Source organism: Desulfosporosinus orientis DSM 765, from assembly GCF_000235605.1.
GTDB lineage: Bacteria > Bacillota > Desulfitobacteriia > Desulfitobacteriales > Desulfitobacteriaceae > Desulfosporosinus > Desulfosporosinus orientis.
Genome location: NC_016584.1, coordinates 4,328,663 through 4,347,841 on the forward strand (window position 1 = coordinate 4,328,663; position 19,179 = coordinate 4,347,841).

General features: G+C 43.9%; 17 protein-coding genes. 3 read left to right on the top strand and 14 right to left on the bottom strand.

Annotation, left to right across the window (positions count from 1 at the left end; translation table 11 throughout):
- The first annotated feature begins 80 nt into the window (after positions 1-80).
- A complete protein-coding gene (locus DESOR_RS20165) occupies positions 81-893 on the top strand; it encodes a MerR family transcriptional regulator (RefSeq protein WP_014186438.1) in 813 nt (270 codons plus the stop codon).
- Between the two features lie 54 nt (positions 894-947).
- On the opposite strand, the gene DESOR_RS20170 is transcribed toward DESOR_RS20165, so the two are convergent.
- Positions 948-1,295, bottom strand: a complete 348-nt coding sequence (locus DESOR_RS20170; RefSeq protein WP_014186439.1) for a winged helix-turn-helix transcriptional regulator — start codon at positions 1,293-1,295, stop codon at positions 948-950.
- A 132-nt stretch (positions 1,296-1,427) separates the two neighbouring features.
- Here DESOR_RS20170 and DESOR_RS20175 point away from each other — a divergent pair, with 132 nt between their 5' ends.
- Positions 1,428-1,820, top strand: a complete 393-nt coding sequence (locus DESOR_RS20175; RefSeq protein WP_014186440.1) for a pyridoxamine 5'-phosphate oxidase family protein — start codon at positions 1,428-1,430, stop codon at positions 1,818-1,820.
- Between the two features lie 74 nt (positions 1,821-1,894).
- Here the strand turns inward: DESOR_RS20175 and DESOR_RS30725 are convergent, their stop codons facing one another.
- The 12 genes from DESOR_RS30725 to DESOR_RS20230 all read right to left on the bottom strand — a co-directional run bounded on the left by DESOR_RS30725 (position 1,895) and on the right by DESOR_RS20230 (position 14,416).
- Entirely contained in the window at positions 1,895-2,029 is a 135-nt protein-coding gene (locus tag DESOR_RS30725) for a hypothetical protein (RefSeq protein ID WP_282434384.1), read from the bottom strand.
- Between the two features lie 149 nt (positions 2,030-2,178).
- Positions 2,179-3,519 (bottom strand): acetyl-CoA carboxylase biotin carboxylase subunit, encoded by a 1,341-nt coding sequence (gene accC / locus DESOR_RS20180; protein ID WP_014186441.1) that lies wholly within the window; start codon positions 3,517-3,519, stop codon positions 2,179-2,181.
- A gap of 18 nt (positions 3,520-3,537) precedes the next feature.
- A complete protein-coding gene (locus tag DESOR_RS20185; RefSeq protein ID WP_014186442.1) occupies positions 3,538-5,121 on the bottom strand; it encodes a long-chain-fatty-acid--CoA ligase in 1,584 nt (527 codons plus the stop codon).
- A gap of 30 nt (positions 5,122-5,151) precedes the next feature.
- Positions 5,152-6,744, bottom strand: a complete 1,593-nt coding sequence (locus DESOR_RS20190; RefSeq protein ID WP_014186443.1) for a class I adenylate-forming enzyme family protein — start codon at positions 6,742-6,744, stop codon at positions 5,152-5,154.
- A 15-nt stretch (positions 6,745-6,759) separates the two neighbouring features.
- Entirely contained in the window at positions 6,760-7,743 is a 984-nt protein-coding gene (locus tag DESOR_RS20195; RefSeq protein ID WP_014186444.1) for an acyl-CoA dehydrogenase family protein, read from the bottom strand.
- 14 nt (positions 7,744-7,757) lie between these two features.
- The gene (locus DESOR_RS20200; protein ID WP_014186445.1) at positions 7,758-8,906 is read right to left on the bottom strand and encodes an acyl-CoA dehydrogenase family protein; all 1,149 of its coding nucleotides are present in this window, start codon (positions 8,904-8,906) and stop codon (positions 7,758-7,760) included.
- A gap of 26 nt (positions 8,907-8,932) precedes the next feature.
- Positions 8,933-9,142, bottom strand: coding sequence for an acyl-CoA carboxylase biotin carboxyl carrier protein subunit (locus tag DESOR_RS20205; RefSeq protein WP_014186446.1), 210 nt, complete (start codon positions 9,140-9,142; stop codon positions 8,933-8,935).
- Between the two features lie 33 nt (positions 9,143-9,175).
- Entirely contained in the window at positions 9,176-9,961 is a 786-nt protein-coding gene (locus tag DESOR_RS20210; RefSeq protein WP_014186447.1) for an enoyl-CoA hydratase/isomerase family protein, read from the bottom strand.
- 12 nt (positions 9,962-9,973) lie between these two features.
- Positions 9,974-11,503, bottom strand: coding sequence for an acyl-CoA carboxylase subunit beta (locus tag DESOR_RS20215; RefSeq protein ID WP_014186448.1), 1,530 nt, complete (start codon positions 11,501-11,503; stop codon positions 9,974-9,976).
- 145 nt (positions 11,504-11,648) lie between these two features.
- Complete coding sequence (locus DESOR_RS20220; protein ID WP_014186449.1) at positions 11,649-12,005, bottom strand: AtuA-related protein; 357 nt, start codon at positions 12,003-12,005, stop codon at positions 11,649-11,651.
- A 3-nt stretch (positions 12,006-12,008) separates the two neighbouring features.
- Positions 12,009-13,364, bottom strand: coding sequence for an acyclic terpene utilization AtuA family protein (locus DESOR_RS20225; RefSeq protein ID WP_014186450.1), 1,356 nt, complete (start codon positions 13,362-13,364; stop codon positions 12,009-12,011).
- 212 nt (positions 13,365-13,576) lie between these two features.
- The gene (locus DESOR_RS20230) at positions 13,577-14,416 is read right to left on the bottom strand and encodes a flavodoxin family protein (RefSeq protein ID WP_014186451.1); all 840 of its coding nucleotides are present in this window, start codon (positions 14,414-14,416) and stop codon (positions 13,577-13,579) included.
- A gap of 299 nt (positions 14,417-14,715) precedes the next feature.
- Here DESOR_RS20230 and DESOR_RS20235 point away from each other — a divergent pair, with 299 nt between their 5' ends.
- Entirely contained in the window at positions 14,716-16,806 is a 2,091-nt protein-coding gene (locus tag DESOR_RS20235) for a sigma-54-dependent Fis family transcriptional regulator (protein WP_014186452.1), read from the top strand.
- Positions 16,807-17,074: 268 nt separating this feature from the next.
- Here DESOR_RS20235 and DESOR_RS20240 read toward each other — a convergent pair whose 3' ends face one another.
- Positions 17,075-19,171, bottom strand: a complete 2,097-nt coding sequence (locus tag DESOR_RS20240; RefSeq protein WP_014186454.1) for a sigma-54-dependent Fis family transcriptional regulator — start codon at positions 19,169-19,171, stop codon at positions 17,075-17,077.
- Between the last annotated feature and the right edge of the window lie 8 nt (positions 19,172-19,179).

Genomic DNA, 19,179 nt, shown 5'->3' on the forward strand with positions numbered 1-19,179 from the left:
GAACCAAGAATATTAGAGTTGACTTTACCCTTAACTGGAAGGTTTATAATTAGCCTGTCGACAGAAAAGGAGGATGAATTGTGTACACAATCGGACAGTTTTCGAAAATTGGCAAGGTCTCAACCAAAACCCTTCGTTATTATGATCAAATCAACCTGTTAAAGCCTGTGCAGGTTGACCCGGAAAACCAGTATCGATATTACTCCGACCAGCAAGTTTTAATAATCCTTTTAATATCAGAACTTAAAGAATACGGGCTTAAGCTTGAAGAAATCAGAGCTATATTAGATGAGCAGAATGCTGAATTATTAAAAGAGTTTCTCCGAAACAAAATCCAGGAGATTGATAAGGAAGTAGAAAAAAACTTAAAACTAAGAAGCTCTATAGAGCTAAAACTAGTAAAAATAGAGTCTGGAGGTAAATTAATGGAAACTAAAGACTTAAAAGTGGAGCTAAAAGAAAGAGAACCCATGATCGTTATCAGCAGGAGAGCTGCAACAAGGATTGAGAATATCAGTGTTCTGATTGGGAAGGTATTTGAAGACATATACCAGCTGAATCTTCAACCCTCCGGACCCGTGATGACGGTTTATTATGATAAGGAATTCGACGCAGAAAATGCCGATATCGAAGTTTGTATTCCCGTCAATAAAAACGTCAATGTTGAAAGCAGTGACAAACTTAAAGAATTTAAAGGCGGATTAACTGCCTGTACAAAATTTGTCGGGCCCTATTCAAGATTAGGCGAAGCCTATGCAAAGGTTATGAAATGGATTGACGATCATGGCTATAAAAATTTCGGAGCACCTTATGATATTTACCTGACCGACCCCAGAACAACCACTAATCCCGATGAATTTGTCACGGAAGTTTTTTTTCCCGTCATGAAATAAATAGTCCCTAGGAAATAGGGAAGGTTAACCGTGGGAGAACCTTCCCTTATATATCTATAGGACGCCATTTTTTTCCTTCAAAGTTTCAATGTATTCATTGCCCCAAATTGCCAATTCAGCCAACACTTTTTTAAACTTTATCCCTATATCACTTAGAGAGTATTCGACCTTGGGCGGGACTTGGGGATAGATCGTTCGTTCAATTAATCCGAAGTCCTCCAAAGCGCGTAACTGTTTCGTCAGCGTTGACTGTGTCAAATCAGGCAACTGCCGCTGCAATTCTCCAAATCGCATGGTTTTTTTCCCGAGATGGTAAAGAATAAGTATTGACCATTTACCGGAAAGAACCTTTTGTGCTGTTGTATAAGGGCATATCCCAAATAACTCTTTCTCCGCTTCCATAATATCCTCCTAAAGGTATTATTTACAATACATAGTATCACAATAGATACTATGTATTGTAAATAATCGTACTTGTCTTTTCAAGACTTTTATTATAAATTTATGGTATAAATTTGAAAGGAGATTTCTTTAATGCAAGAAGTTTTTGATTTCTTAAAGAAGTGCCAGACTTATTACTTAGCAACCGTTGATGGAGATCAGCCACGAGTTCGTCCTTTTGGAACTGTCAATATTTTTGAGGGTAAGCTTTACATTCAGACCGGTAAGGTAAAGGACGTTTCCAAGCAAATGATGGCCAATCCCAAAATTGAAATCTGCGCTTTTAATGGCCAAGAATGGATTCGTATCCAGGCTCTTGCAGTAGAGGATGACCGTGTTGAAGCCAAGCAGAGTATGCTTGACAGCTATCCTTCACTTCAGGATCGGTATTCTGCAACTGATCCCAACACCCAGACACTCTATTTAAAGGATGCAATTGCTACGATAGCTTCCTTTGCAGGTGAACCCAAAATAATTAAGTTCTAATTTGCCATTTAAAAGCTGCTTAAACTTTACAAGCCATCGTTTCTTTGTGAACGGTGGCTTGTTCTTTTCACTTTTTAACCGCCAGAGCGAGCAAAAAGAGCTATATCTATTCTAATTACACTCCCAAGTATGCCCAATTCTTCTAATCCAATATAAACAGCGGGTTCCGAAGAACCCGCCGTATAAAAGTCGAATTTTTTGTCGTTCATTTCAATGATCAGGAAACACTTTACGTTCTAAACCCTCTTCGATTTTTTGTTCCATTTCTCTAAATGAGTAGAAATAAATTCAATAATTAAGCTATCTTCCTCTTCACCTAAACTTTTGATGGGCAATGGCTACCGCAAATGCAGATCCTTTAACTAAGAACACATCGTTCAATAAAATCCGTAGAAACCTTACCCCTAAGGTAAAAGGGATTGCCGAGTACTTTCAAATGAAAGGGAATCGTTGTAGAAACACCTTCGAGTTTAAACTCACTTAAGGCCTTTTCCATTCTTTTGATAGCCTTCTGCCGTGTTTCTCCCCAAACGATGAGCTTGCAAATCATAGAGTCATAATAGGGTGAAATAACAGAGCCCTGACAGACAGCACTATCAACGCGAATTCCACTCCCCTCCGGAGCCTGATACATTTCAATCATACCCGGTGAAGGCATAAAGTCCTTCTCGGGATTCTCGGCATTAATCCGGCACTCGATGGCCCACCCGGCAATCTGGATTTCTTTCTGTTTATACCGTAATGGTTCTTCCGCCGCTGAACGAATTTGTTCTTTGACAATATCAATTCCAGTAATCATTTCGGTGATTGGGTGCTCAACTTGGATTCTGGTGTTCATCTCAATAAAGTAGAAATTATTGTTCTTATCCAACAAAAATTCTACCGTTCCTGCGCTGGAGTAATTTACCGACTTGGCTGCTTGAACTGCCGCTAATCCCATCTTCTCTCTCAATTTGGGTGAGATTACACTGGAAGGAGCTTCTTCCAGTAGTTTCTGGTGACGTCGTTGCAGCGAGCAATCCCGTTCGCCCAGATGCACAACATTCCCATGCTTATCCGCCAGAATTTGAAATTCGATGTGACGGGCTTCTTCCAGATATTTTTCTAAATATAGTTCTGGATTGCCGAAGAACATTTGCGCTTCTTTTTGAGCACCCTGAACTGCCTCAGTTAGTTCTTCAGCATTTCGGGCAATCCTCATTCCCCGACCGCCGCCACCAGCCGAGGCCTTGATTAGTACTGGATATCCAATCTCCTCAGCCCTGTCTGCCATCTCTTGATCGTTGTAAACTTCACTGAAACCGGGTACTACCGGAACACCTGCTTCTAACATGGTCTTGCGTGCTTTTGCTTTATCTCCCATTGTTTCGATAGCTTGGGACGACGGCCCGATAAACATCAATCCCAAAGATTCACATGTCTCGGCGAATTGGGCATTTTCTGACAAGAAACCATAACCCGGATGGATTGCATCGGCACCCGTTTGAACTGCAGCCGTTAAGATATTTGAGATATTAAGGTAACTCTTTAAACTTGACGCGGGGCCAATGAAAACCGCTTCATCGGCCTCTTTGACGTGCAAAGCTTCCCTATCCGCTTCAGAAAATACGGCAACGGTTTGTATCTTTAGTTCTTTACACGCCCTAAGGACACGCAGAGCAATTTCCCCGCGATTTGCGATAAGAATTTTTTTAAACATCTCGTCTCCTTTTCTCGTTCAACCGCCTGTCGCACCTGGAGGTGCCTCCTCTGTCTCTGGCAAAAGCTCATCAAGCTTAAACTTCTGGATCTTACCACTGGGTGTCTTAGGAAGAGCTGGACAAAATACATATCGCCTAGGCCGTTTAAACGCTGCCAGTTTGTCGGAGCGCAGCAAGAATTCATTCAATTCCTCGGCAGTAAGACCAGGACGCTTGGGAACCACAAACGCTGCAACTATTTTACCCCACTTGTTGTCCGGCAGACCTCTTACTGCTACTTCCACGATATCTGGGTGTGAATAGAATACATCCTCCACTTCCCTTGGATAGATGTTTTCTGCCCCGGAAATAATCAGGTCATCTGCCCGATCTGTGATCCAGATATACCCTTCCTCATCGATCTTCGCTAAGTCACTGGAGTGATACCAGCCTTTATACAGAGCTTTTTCCGTAGTCTCAGGGCGATTGTGGTAACCAACCATCATACACGGCCCTTTCACGATGACCTCTCCTACCTCACCCGGCTTAACCACATCGTCCGGTTCGGATGGCACCCCTTCTCTGACCCTGACAACTCTCACCTCATGGTTCAGCAAGGCTTTACCGGCAGCACCGGCCTGGGCCATTTGCTCATTCGGGTAAAGGACTGTCACAGCAGGTCCTAACTCGGTCATACCATAATACTGGATCAATTCAGCTCCGAAGGCCTCATGGCATTTCAAAACCATAGCCGGGGCCATAGCTGCCCCGCCATAGCCGATGAGGCGCAGAGAGGACAGGTCAAACTCCTGGTAATTAAGCTGCAGGAGCATATTTAACATGGTAGGAGCTCCGAACATTACGCTGATCTTATTTTGTTCAATAGCGCTCAGTACCTGTTGGGGATCGAAATGATGCAGTATCACATTGCATGCCCCGATATGAACCCTCGGCAGGAAAAGACAGTGCAGCTCGGCTGAATGATTGAGCGGCGCGGCACACAATCCCCGATCATGACAGGTAAGCTTCTGATCGCTGATCATCACCATATTTTGTTCTACCATATCCCTGTGCCGGTGAATAACACCCTTTGGCTGCCCCGTGGTGCCGCTGGTATACATCATAATGTACCAATCGTCCTGCTTCACTTCCACATCGGGGCGTTCCGATGGGAATTCTGCAAAAAAATCATAAAAGGATTGGGCGAATTCAGGGACAGTTTCGTCAACGTAAAGATATAATTGTAAACCGGGTACCTGTACCTTAGCAACTCTTACCTGTTCTGCGGTCGCGCGCTCAAACACCACTGCTTTAGAGCCGGAGTCCTTGAGAATATAAGCCAGTTCACTTGCGGCTAAGCGAAAATTTATGGGATTAAAGACCGCTCCAATTTTGGCGGCGGCAAACAACGTAGTCACAAATTCACTGGTGTTAAACAGAAAGACTGACACCACATCCCCTTTGCCAATTCCACTGGCTATTAAGGCATGCCCCAGCTTATTAACCCGCTCATCCCACTCCCGATAGCTCCAGGACTGCCCCTTGGCCGGATAAACCAATGCCTGCCGCTCAGGATATTTGTCTACCGTGAGCTCGAACATTTTTCCGATCGTAGGATACATAGGACTACTCCTTTCTATGAAGGCGATTGTTCAAGTACTGGAAGAGAGAACATTATCCTGAGAGTTTTCCAGAAAGTGATCTCTGAATTTTTGTCTAATCTGAAATTTCTGAATTTTTCCGCTAGAATTAACCGGCAATTCCCCGACGATAATAACATCCTTAGGGACCTGGAACTTTGCCAAGCGCTCTTTGCAATGTCCGATGATTTCCTCTTTGGTGACATTTTCGCCGGGCTTAGGGACGATAAAAGCTGTAACAGCCTCGCCCCAGCGAAGGTGGGGCAGACCAACAACGACTGCATTAGCGACTTTGGGATGGGCCATAATCACAGATTCCACGAGAATCGACGGAACGTTTTCGCCCCCGGATTTAATAAGGTCCTTTTTCCGATCGACGAAGATAAGCAAACCATCTTCATCAAACTTGCCCAGGTCACCCGTATGGTGCCAGCCAAATGCCCTGGTTTGATTCGTTTCCTGTTCATTTTTCCAGTATTCCACCATAACCGACGGACCTCGATGAACTATTTCTCCGACCTCGCCTTTACCGAGAATATTCCCCTCTTCGTCCATGATCTCTGTATCAATGATCAAACTGGACTCACCCCAATAAGGTCCGAGCTTTGTTAACTGATATTCCGGCTTAAACGATAAAGTCGCTGGGCACATCTCTGTCTGACCGGTAGCCAAAGCAAACTCGGCATTAAAATACTCGATGCCTTTCTTTAAGGACACCTGGTCCATGGGGGCAATAGCATAGAGACAAAAACGAACGGTTGTGAACTGTTCCGGTTTAACGTAAGGCGAGGCCATAATCGCCCTGTACATCATGGGAAGCAAAAAGACCCAGTTAATCTTTTCCCGAGCCACAGTCTCAGCAAATTGTTTCGGATCAAATTTCCGGAAAATCACCTGAGTTCCGCCCATATTAAGACAAGAGAAACTCAAGATAAATTGGGCAATGTGAAACAACGGAAGAACAGAAGTGGACACATCGGTTGACGAAAGTTTAAGTTCTAAAGCATTAGCCAAACTCGTCGTAAAAATACTAAGATTGGACTGGACCACTCCTTTGGGTTTCCCGGTCGTCCCGCTGGTATACATTATTAACACGGGGTCACGATCTTTGATCAAGACCTGAGGCTCGATCCCATTCTCGCTGATACAATCCTTAAATCCAGGGCAGTTCTCCACGTCTCCTTCCAGAATCACTATGCGGTTCTGCCAGGCTGGGCTTTGGGAGAGATCTGGTAGTTTAGGAAACAAAACCTGATCAACAAAAATGAATTGACTCTCTGAATGCTCAATAATGTAATGGATATCCTGAGCAGACAAGCCGAAATTAATAGGAACCCAAACCAACCCGGCTTTAAAGATTCCGAAATAGCAGGTTATGAAGTCTATGGAATTGAGGCCGAGGACTGCGACTTTATCACCCTTTTGCAATCCCTTAGCCAGGAGATAATTGGCAAATCGGTTCGCCCGTTCATTTAAATCCTTAAAGGTGATCCTATTATCCCCGTCGATCAAGGCCACTTTGCTGGGATACTTACGGCTTACCCTTCTTAAAATATCCCCTGCTGCTATTCTGGAAATCAGATTGTAATTCAGATCCCCGTCCATCACCAGTCCTCCCTTCTATTTTCCATAGAGAATCAATAACATTCCATCCCGCCAAAATCTTTGTACCGGGTATTCCCGCATATATCCGCTCCCACCGTGAACCTGCAAGGCGATATCTGTAATTTGCTGTACATAATCGAACCCAACTCGTTGTAGTTCTTTTCCCTCACCTGTAATCTTGCTTCCCCGGGAGAAATACTCCGTTAATTCTGCGAAGGCAATGTTCACCACTTGATATTTGCTGTAGGCATCCGCCAAATAGTGTTTAATCGCTTGAAAGTCCCAAATCTTTTGGCCAAATTGTACTCTCTCGGTGACGAACTTATAACCCGCCTTCAGGGCCATATTCATTAACCCAACGGTACAAGCAATGGTCAGAAATCGTTCCAGATCCTGCACAGCCTCGAAACCTGGTTTACTCAGTTTCCCCAGGTAGATACTGTCTTGAAGCTCCTCCTCCCCTATTGCCCAGCGAATCTCTTTCAGACCGGACCACCCAAACCTTTCCACAGACTGGCTGTCGACGGGCAACGTCAATCTAAGGGAAACTCTAAAACCCATTTCCTCGTCTCCATCGAGAATGAAATACTTCTCTTCCCCTGAACCAAATGATAGGGGGTAGACCCTATCGCCGGACGAGAGATTATGCCACGGCCAGTTTACATAAGCTTCACCCTTGACGATGCTCGCTGCCAACGCTTCTTTTGCTTCACTTGAATCTTCAAGTTCGTTAAGTACCGTCAGATTTACGGCTAGCTGCCAAAGGATAGCTAAGGCTAAGGAAAGATGGCTGCTTTTTGTAAAGATTTGAGCCATATTTTTGAGAAGCAGGGGCTTATCAACGTCCTCCAGCATGATCACTTCTGTAAATCCCAGCTCAGCCAACTTTTTGTATACACTCTGAAAATAGCCCCAGGAAATTTCCGTTTGTTCATTTAACTGCATTTCGCTTTTCACAAAGCGGTCCAATGTCTCCTGATAAATTGACACTTCACTCATAGTTCTGCCCTCCATTACGCTAAATTCAGATCTTTAGCGATCACTTCCAACATGATTTCATCCGTACCCCCGCCAATTCGGTACACGCGGGAATCACGCCAGATTCGTTCGAAGACATTGTCCTTTTTTACACCCAAAGGTCCCGCGAGTAAGAGCAATTGCTCGGCAACCTGGTAGGCCAGCCTTGCACAGTGATATTTAGCGATGGAGACAAGCTGAGTATCATAGTTGCCATCTATAAACTTCTTAACAAGTCCGTAATTGAACAGTTTGGCTGTGTCAACACTCGCCTTAAGCCCCTCAATCTCTGGCGCAGCTTTCTCCGAAATGCTCTTCCAAGCAGGATCTTCCCTGGTTAGCTCATCCCATGTTTCCAATAAGTAACCGGCATACCCCAAGGCCCCTGCTGCCCCAATCAGTCGTTCTCCCTGAAGCTCCCACATGATTTCGTAAAAACCCTTTCCCTCTTGTCCTAACAAATTTTCCTCAGGCACCTCGACATCTTCAAAGCTAAGAAGAGCCGTATCTGAAGAACACATTCCTAATTTGTTAAGTTTCTTACTCACGGTTACACCCGGTGAATCCAGATCTACAATAATTAAGGAAATCCCTTTAAAACCTGGGCCAGGGTTTGTTCTGGTTACTAAAACGATGTAGTCAGCCGTGGGACCATTGGTAATAAACGTTTTACTCCCGTTGATCACCCATTTTCCGTTCTTCTTAACCGCACTTGTCTTAATCGAGGCGACATCCGAACCGTGGTCCGGCTCGCTGATCCCGATGGCACCTAATTTTTCACCTTGGATAGCCTTCGTAAAGTAGTTAGCGATCTGGGCCGGTGTACCAAACTGCAGAATAGGCGGGTTGGCCATATCCGTCTGAACTGCTATTCCCAAGGGGAATCCTCCCGCTCCACAATGCGCTAATTCTTCCATTAGAATGATGTTCATAAAATAATCTCCGCCGTATCCTCCCACCTCTTTAGGGTAACGCAGACCAAGAAAACCCCTTTTCCCCATCTCCCGCAGAATTTCTTTCGGAAAGAAACCCTCTTCCTCCCAATCGTTAATGCAGGGAGTGATGCATTGAGCTACAAAACCCCTAATTTCTTCACGCAATCTCTCATGTTCTTGGGAAAAGTAGGAATTAAAAACATCTTTCATAACTCTACCTCTCTTTTCTCGCGTCATCATTCTCCTTCAAACAACAACTGCCCCTCTTGCACAAACTCTTCTAATTGACAAACTACTTTCGTAATAACCCCAGTGCTCTCCGACTTAAGGTCAATCAGCATCTTCATGGATTCAATAACCGCTACCACATCTCCGGCGTTCACCAGTTCCCCTTCTTTAACCCGAATATCATTAATCAAGCCGCTCATATTCGCCAGAATTTTCATCGTTTCTACCTCCTAGTAATAGCTTATCAATCCTTAGGCTCCCGTAAAGTTTGCCGGACGCTTTTCCCTAAATGAGCTGATCCCTTCTTTTAAGTCCTGACTTGTAAAGGAAATAATCCGGTAAACCCCCATGATTTCCATCATCTTATCCAGGTCGACCTCTCTGTTTAGGTTATGAATCTTTAACGCCAGATCCATGGTTAGGGGACTTAAACGAACATACCGTTCGCCAAATTCCCAGAGAGTATGTTCCAGGGTTTCGGCCGGTACGACCTTATTGACCAGGCCGAACTCTAAGGCTTGCTTGGCCGTAAACCTTTCAGCTGTCAACATGAGTTCTAAGGCTTTCTTACTTCCCACCGCTTCCTTAATGATGGGATAAATCACAAACGGAGCGAGGCCAAGGTTAATTTCTGTAAGTCCAAATACTGCTTGATCAGAGGCCACTACCAGATGCCCGGCAGCCACTAACCCTACTCCCCCTCCAAAAGCAGCTCCATTGACTCCAATGATTAAAGGCTTATGCAATTCATTGATACTCTTAAAGATTTCTAAGTTCTTCTGTAAACGCACGTAGTGTTGGGCCGGCGAAAGCTCTATATCCTTCTCAAAGGCCTTTAAATTCCCCCCCGCCGAAAAAACATCCCCCACTGCCGATAACAAAATTACCTTAATCTCATCCCGTTCATTTAAACCGCGTAAGAGTTCTGTCAGTTCCCCGGCTAACTCGTCAGTTAAACTATTTTTTTGTTGGGGATTGTTAAGCTTTAAATAGGCGATCCCCTCTTTTTCTTCATAGATAAGGTAGTCACACTTCATATCCTCACCTCTTTATACCGGATGAATCGGATTGTTCTTCTTGGGCCAGACTCGTTCTTTGCCGCGATAGGCCTCTAAACGATAGGAAAGTTGATCCCTAATCCCTTCGAAACTAATTATTTGATCCACAATCAGCTCCGAGGCTAAGTCATAAATATTGATATTGTCCGCATATTCTTCCTTCTTCTTATTCACAAAAGCCAGTCTGGCCTCTCCTTCCAGCTCGGCAATTTTATTGGAATAGACCGCTTTAACCGCTGCTTCCGGACCCATCACCGCAATGAGAGCGGAAGGCAGCGCCAGCACGGAGTCAGTGCCAAACGCCGGTCCGGCCATAGCATAGAGACCTGCTCCATAGCATTTGCGCACGATAAGCGTAAGCTTGGGGACTGTCGCTTCAGAAACCGCTGAAATCATCTTGGCTCCATGCCGGATTATTCCTGCCCGCTCCACCTGAGATCCCACCATGTAACCTGGTATATCCGCAAGAAAAACCAACGGAATGTTGTAAGCATTACACAACCAAATAAACCTTGCACCCTTATCCGAGGAATCCACAAATAATGTTCCGCCTTTAATCTTGGGCTGGTTGGCTATGATTCCGATAACTTCACCCTTGATTCTGGCCCAGCCTGTGATGAGCTCCTGGGCAAACAAGGCTTTGTACTCCAAAAAACTGCCTTTGTCGACAATCCGCTCGATTAATTCCTTCATATCAAAGGGCTGATTCTGGTTAGGGGGTATTATTTCTGAAATAGACCTTCCCTGACCAGGTTCCTCAGGGACAGCCGCCGCCGGTTTCACGAGGTAACATTGCGGAAAATAGGCAAAATAGTTCTTACAGATTTCAATGGCCTGAGTGTCATCTTTAGCCAGAACATCGCCTAGCCCACTCACTGTGCAGTGCATACGCGCTCCGCCCAACTCCTCCAGAGACACTTTTTCCCCGATGACTGCTTCCACCATACGCGGAGACCCTAAAAAGGCACTGGCTTTGCCTTCCACCATGATTACTAAATCACTGAAGGCAGGAACATAAGCGGCACCCGCCGGAGAGGCTCCGAAAAGAATCGTGATTTGCGGGATAATCCCGGATAATTTCACCTGATTGTAAAAAACTTTGCCGCCGTGATTTCTTCCAGGGAAGACAACTTTTTGGTCCGTAATTCTGGCTCCTGCCGAATCGATGAGGTAAATGATCGGGAGCTTCATAGCAAGGGCTTTTTCCTGGAGGAATAAGATTTTTTGCACAGCCTTAGCTCCCCACGACCCCGCTTTGACGGTAAAGTCTGCGGCAGAGAAACAAACCGGCCTGCCGTTAATCTTGGCCATACCCACAATATTGGCATCTTCGGGAAGCTCCGGGTCCAGACAGTTACTAAACGTCCCTTCTTCTAAAATCGAACCCTCATCAAACAGTAACCTCAACCGCTCACGGACAAAAAGCTTGTTTTCTTCTTTAAGTTTCTGATGATACTTTTCTGGTCCCCCTTTATGAATTCTCTCGACTTCCTTTAAATACTTAGCCTGTCTTTCATCCATCGTTATCGCCTCGTTTCTTAATAAGGTCTTGGTGCTGCGGTGACACGAAGACACTGTCTTCGCACGAATTAGCTTTTCTTGCAGGATGTGGCGAAACTGCCCGACCCCAAGAGCACTCTTTTTCATCCTCTGCTGGTGGATCTAGTTATTTAGGATACCTGAAACATTTTGCACCCTGCAAAATATGATCCGGAACATCAATCTTCATCCTCAAAAGATTAGATCCAAAACATTTTCCCAGATTGTCACTGCGTAAAGATTGAGCTGCTCCCCCAGCCAGGGCTCCGTCGATTATAAACTTCAGGGCCAACACATTCTCCATTTCAAATCGTTGCACCGGCCCGGAGGCCATAGGCTTAAAGTGTTCAAAAACCTTTTCCGCGGTGATTTCGGATTTAAACACCTCAAACATTTCTTTATTCTGAGCAAATAGGGATATATCACTGCAATCCCCCTTGTCTCCCGAGCGTACTTGAGCTATTTCGCAAAGTTGTACGATCATTGATTACACCTCCTCGACAGATATTTTTACCAGGGGTTCAATTTCCTCCCTCGGAATCAAGGCTGTTTTTTGTCCAATCAATTCCCTTATGGAATGCATACCGCCAAGACCACTGGCATGTGGTGGGCCGTTTAAGGCCAGAGCAGGAAATTCCCTGCCTATCTTAGCCGCCTCATCTTTTGTACTTGTGCGGACAGCAACCCTAAGCATGACCTCATTCGTTTCATTCTCCGGCTCAGGGGCTAAGGGACCATGAATCGAGTTGAGCCCGATATACTCGCTGTGGATTTCTTCACAGTTAATACCCTGCATGTCAATTCGTTGTCGAATGATTTCTTCAGCTTTTCTGGCTTTTGGCAGGGCATCGGGCCAAGAATATGTAATACTCCCTTCCCCGACAAACCCGGCGGTATAGCCCAAGATGGCTTTAAGGGTTGGAGGTTTAGGTTTTCCAGCGGCTCCGGTTACTTTAACCTGATCGGTTCCTACATTTTCTAATTTAACTGAGGAGAAATCGACGATGACATCAGGAGTGAGGTAACAGGTGGGATCATGGATCTCATAGAGAAGTTGCTCTTTCACCGTATCAACGCATACCATACCCCCAGTATTTTTGGGTTTGCTGAAAATAAACTCTCCGTTTTCATAGATCTCAGAAACGGGATACCCGAGATTTCCCAGTTTATCGACTTTCCACCACTCGCCGCTAAAATTACCGCCCGTCGCCTGTCCGGAGCATTCCATAAGATGCCCGAGAACGATTCCCTGGGCAATTTTATCCCAGTCATCTTCCTGCCAGCCCAATTCATACATTGCCGGGCCAAGAAATTGCCCGCTGTCCGTGGTTCTGCCGGTTATGACAATATCAGCACCGGTTGCCAGGGCTTTAGCAATTTCTCTTCCGCCAAGATAAACATTAGCAAAGAGAATCTTATCCCATAAGCCGCCTGTCTCCGCACCGAGATTACCCAAATATCCTTTGTCTGCAAACTCTTTAAGACGGTCCAAGATATTATCACCTTCGACTACAGCAATCTTCAGATCCGATAGACCCAGTTTTTTTGCAATCCCCTTAACGGCTTCCATGGCCCCCAGGGGGTTAATACCGCCACAATTACTGATGATCTTAATCCCTTTTTCTTTACAGATGGGCAGCAAACTTGTCATTAATGGAAAAACATCTTTCGTGTATCCATCCTTTGGATTTTTATTCTTAGCCTTTTGCAGGATCGCCATGGTCAACTCAGCTAAGGAATCACCACAGATATATTTGACATCTCCGTATTGAGCAACATCAACGGCTGAAGTAAATATATCCCCCCAAAAACCAACAGAAGCCCCAATCCTTACTGACTTCATAATCAACTCCATCCTTTCCGCCCAGTTAGCTAATTCTAAGTTAGAAAAATAACTTTGCTAATGCTTAATGCTTGTTATGCCAATCTATTTATGCAATTAATATGCCAGAATAGTTTTACTATTCTGGCATATTAATTGCCCATTAATCCCGCGTTAACCCAGGCGGCCTCATTTACCCCTTTACATTTGTAAATTAACAACTGTAAATAGCGTTAAGTACGTGGTGTTAACCATTGTCCCTGATTTTTATATTTGTTTCGAACAAGCTCCAACTCTTTGCGCCGTAAACCATACTCCTGTGCCTTCTCCGGAAGCCACTCCTGAAAATGTTTTTTAAGTTGTTCATAACCAAGCCTCGGCCCAGAAGGTCCATATTCCCATACTAGACTAGAATCATTGATGATAAGACTTGCTTCCTGACCACAAATTGGACATACAGCCATGTTAGGCTTGGGAAACTTCCAAAGATCCGACCAACAGGTTGGACACTGACCATTTTCCGCCCCACGTTTTTCCCCAAACAGAGCTTTCCCTAGTTGTCGAATTCGAGGCAGCGCACCTTCTATCTCCACAGCCTCTCCAGGCAAGGCACCAATAAACATATGAGCATCTTTTACATCTAAACCAATACTGCGAGCCATCATCATGAGTGCGGACATAGTATACCCTTCCCACTCTTTTATCCCGGCGGTACCAATAATCACGCAAGGTTTTCCCCAGAAATCGTCCAATAATCGAGCCAAAGCAATTGTTCGATCACTTAATAATTTAGTAATAGCGGCTGGCCCCAAGACATAGCATGGGGAAGAGATAATAACTCCATCGGCTGCTTTAATTTTATCTGCCAGATAATACAGATCATCTCCTAAAGGACATAATTTTCCGGGGATAAGACAAGAATAGCACCCTTTACAAGGTTCCAGCTTAAGGTCAGGAAGTCTAATTAACTCCAGCTGGTAGTCTTCTTCTCCAGCTGAGCACGCTTCCTTCAATAGAATCTCGCCATTAGCGATTTTTCGGCGGGAAGATATGATTCCTAAAATCTTCTTCATTAACTCTCACCTCTACCATAATTTTGGTTCCTAATTCCATGCATGACTTTCTAACTACTAGGGGATAATTCCCATACATATGCTTGGTAAAATATGCAACTTTCATACCAAGCGGTAAAATCCATAATCCTATCGTTCCGTGGCGAAAACTAATATCACACAAGACATGTGCTTACAATACCGGATACCTGAATATTCAGACTATAATCTTGTCTTCTTGGCGTTTTTACGTTAGAGTATATCTGATTGACTAATTACTACTAACCTAAGTTTGTAAAAGAAACAGTAAAGAGGTGGCAATGGTGTTTACATCTCTGGATTTAATAACCACAGACTTTATCAAACTTAAGCCTCAATCAACGATTAGTGAGGTTCTTACCGCCTTTATCGAATACCGTTCAGATATTGCCTGTGTTGTAGATTCGCAGGAACTGCTGGTTGGAATCACCACAAAATATGTAATATACCGTGCTCTCCTGGCAGGAGCCACCCTAAATACACCGATTGATACATTGTATCTCAGCAATGTCCTAACGCTAAACTCAGATGAAGATTTACACAGTGGTCGCCAGAAGCTCCTTAAAGCCAATGTTGCACATGCAGTCGTATTGGATGAAGAAAAGAAAATCCTTGGAGTTGTCACAAAAAGTGATCTTATCCAAGGATTCTTTCGGGAACGAGCTGTATTTATAGAGCGTTTAAACTCAATAACCCAAAATATACCGATCGGGATCATTGTTATCGATAACAATAAGCAAGTTATTCATTCCAATAAAGCAAGTCATGAGATCTTAGGTCTGACTCATCATAACTTGGATAACCTCCTTCTTACAGACCTTTTTCCTGAACTCGGTCACTACTTAGAAGAGATTTTTAGCAGGAAAGAGAAGCTTATCCTGAATAAACTTGCTCTAAGAAATCTGAATTGTTTTGTAACGCTGCTTCCTTTAGTGGAGTGTGAAAAGATTGACAGTGTCTCCATCATATTTCAAGAATTATCTTCCTTGGATAATATTGCTCTAGAATTAAAAACTACCCAAGGACTCATAAACACGCTTCAGACGGTTTTAGAAAATACCTATGATGCCTTGGTCATTACGGACCTTCTAGGAAGGATTAACTTTTACAGTAAGAGCTTTTCCGAATTACTAGGGCTTAGCTCATCAAGGATACTGGAACAGAAAATCGTTGATCTCATTCCGGCATTGGCTCATAAAAAGCTCCCCCTGCTCCCCGACGATTACTCAGAAGTAATTTTAATTAACAACACCAATTGCCTTGTCTCCATCCATAAAATCATCTCCAAAAAGGAGATCTATGGTTACATCTTCAAGATAACCTACAAACAGATTGATCATCTGAAAACGTTACTTTCCCGTCTTCAAACCCTCGAATCTATGGTTGATTCCACCAAATTAATGGAAGCTAATGCAGTTAATGAATTAAGTTGCCTAAAGAAAATTATAACAGTTAATCCCTTAGTTAATAATATCAAGCAAGAGCTCCCCATCATCGCCAAAACCAATTCCACGGTTTTGATCCTAGGTGAGAGCGGTACCGGTAAAGAACTAATTGCCAATGCAGTTCACGAACTATCCAATCGTTCCGGAAAGTTCATCAAGATTAATTGTGCCAGCATACCTGCTGACCTCCTTGAATCCGAATTGTTCGGCTATGAAGAAGGAGCATTTTCAGGTGCTAAGAAAGGCGGAAAACCCGGTAAATTTGAACTGGCTCACAAAGGAACTATTTTCCTTGATGAAATTGGAGATTTACCCCTGACTCTTCAGGCCAAACTTCTGAGGGTTTTAGAAGACAAATGCTTTGATCGAATCGGAGGTACGAAACCTCTCAGCGTTGATATTCGGTTCATTGCTGCCACCAACAAGAATTTAAGAGTGTTAATGACGGAAGGTAAATATCGGGAAGACCTCTTTTACCGTCTCAATGTCATTAATTTTGAAGTACCTCCTTTGCGAAAGAGACGCGAGGATATCCCCATTCTCATAAAGCATTTTTTAAGTGTTTTCAACGCCCAATATCAGAAGGAAATTATGGATGTTTCCCATGACATCATAAATTCCCTTCTCAACTATAATTGGTATGGAAATGTTAGGGAACTCATGAATGTCATAGAAAGAGCTGTCATCCTATGCAAAGAGCCATTACTATCAAAAAATTACTTTGAGATGATTGATCTTCCCCAAACTGAAGATTTTGCAGAAGCTAATATCCTTGAATTAAGTCCCGAAAAACAAATGATTATTAGCCTGCTAAAGGAATATAACAACAGCAAATCAAAAGTTGCTGCACATTTAGGAATCAGTCGAGTTACCTTATATAAAAAGCTCAAGAAGTACGATATTAAGTCAACCCCAGATTACCGGTGATATGAAGCAACTTTATACATCATATGAATATAACAAAGACATCGAAACTTTTTCTTACGATGCCTTTTTCAGCATTTGGCCGCTGCTTCTTAACTTAGGCCCCCAAAACCCCGACTGCGGGTCCTGAGGAAATAAAGAAAAGATGCCGTCTGAGCCTAGGGAGGCCGTGAACGGCAGAACCCTTATCTGTCAAGAGTGGCTGAATTAGAGGCTGAGTTAAAAGTGTAAAGCATCCTGAAAACCGTCACCGCTACTTAAGACGTCATGATCAAGAATCTCTAATAATACAATACTTTGCTGCTTTTCTGACAACAGTAGAGGCATCAACTTTTAATTCCTTAGCCATCTGCCTAGTAGTACGATAGTTAGCATAGGCTCTTTCCAACAGCTGCTTCTCGACACTTTCTACAGCATCCCTTAATGGCACTATCCCCGAAACAATAATATATGAGGAACTAATCCCTACTTTATCCCGCAGGTAGGAAGGTAAATCCTCGCCGGCGATGTTATCATCTATGGTAGTAACAACCATTCTCTCAATAAGGTTTTCCAATTCTCTGATATTGCCGGGCCAGTCATACTGCATCAGAATATCAACTACTGCCTGTGATATCTTTTTATTCTTTTTATATTTGTAGTTAAATACCTCAAGGAAATGTGCCGCCAGCGGGGGTATATCATCTTTGCGGTCGCGCAGGGGCGGGACATGCACCGGCACTACATTTAACCGGTAATAAAGATCCTCGCGAAACTGCTTTTGCTGCACCATTTCTAACAGAACCCTGTTTGTAGCGGCGACAATGCGCACATCCACATTAATAACACTTGATCCCCCGACCCGGATAATTTCTTTGTTTTGCAAAAACCTCAGCACCTTGACCTGTAAATTCAGCGGCATTTCACCAATTTCATCCAGAAATAAAGTCCCTCCGGAAGCCAGTTCAATATATCCTGATTTGCCCTCTTTTTTGGCCCCGGTAAAGGCCCCGCCATTATAGCCAAATAATTCCGATTCCAGTAAATTCTCAGGAATAGCACCGCAGTTTACCTTAATAAACGGTTTATCCCGGCGTGAGCTGTTGCTGTGAATTGTCTCGGCTATCAGTTCCTTACCGGTACCTGATTCACCGGTGATTAAAATAGTAGAATCCACTGAGGCCAACCTTATCACCATATCCAACAGGTGCCTCATCTTGGCCGAGCTAACGACTAAGTTTTCAGAATTATCATACCGCATCTTCAAAGTGCGAAGCTGGTTTTCATAGTGCTGGCTCAGCCCCTGTGCTTTTTTCAGCTTGTGTTTTAACAGATTTAGTTCAGTGATATCCCTGACATTACAGACAACCCTGATTATTTCACCACGTGCGTCTATGACCGGGTTTCCCGTAGTCAGCGTAAGCTTACCGGTTTTGCTTGTCTGCATAATCGTGATGGATTTCTTCTTCTCCAAGACATGGCAGGTTACAGGTTCAGAAATAATACCGTCTCTTCTAATGTCCTCCACACTTAGTCCCAAGTATTCATGGGCATCGATGCCCGTCAGCTGTTCAAAGGCCTTATTGTAGCGCAGAATGTATCCTTTGCCGTCAGTTATAAATAACCCGTCAAAGGATGATTCCACTATAGCATCCAATTCCTCATTTAATTCCTTTACATAGCACAGTTCCTTGGACATCTTATCCAGCTCGGAGATATCCTGGAGCACCGCAACGGCACCGATAATCTTACCGTCTTTTTTAATCGGAGAACGGTTGGACATAAAGTAGCGGTCATTAAGTTTTACTTTCATAAAAGTTTCAACTTTTCCGGTCTGAATTACATCCATCAGTTTAGTAGTAGGAAGCACATCCAGTATATTTTTCCCGGCAACATCCTCTGCCTCAATACCCAGCAACTTGGCGGCCGACAAATTCCAGACCTTAATGATGCCTTTTTCATCCACCGAAATAATTGCATTATGAGTCGAATTTATAATCGTATCAAGTTCCAGGGACATGTTGCGGTAAGAATTAAAGAAAGCTTTGGCAATATCGCCGCGGGTAATGATCCCCACTACCCGCCCGTTTTCATTCACAACAGGCAGCCGGGGCACCGTAGCATTGACTACATCGCCGAACTCATCCTCAGGATGGCCTGTGAGAATCTTCCGGGTCATTAAGGCTTCCACCTTCGTATTCATATCCAGGCCCCTGCTTATCGCGCGGTAAATATGACTCTTGGTAAAAAGGCCTACTAATTTACCATTTTCGTCTAATACCGGGGCACCGTCTATCTTATTCGCTATAAAAATATTGACTACCTCGCAAACCTTATGATTGGGACTTATGGTTAAGGGATCAGAGGTCATAATTTCCCGAACCTTCATTTAATTTC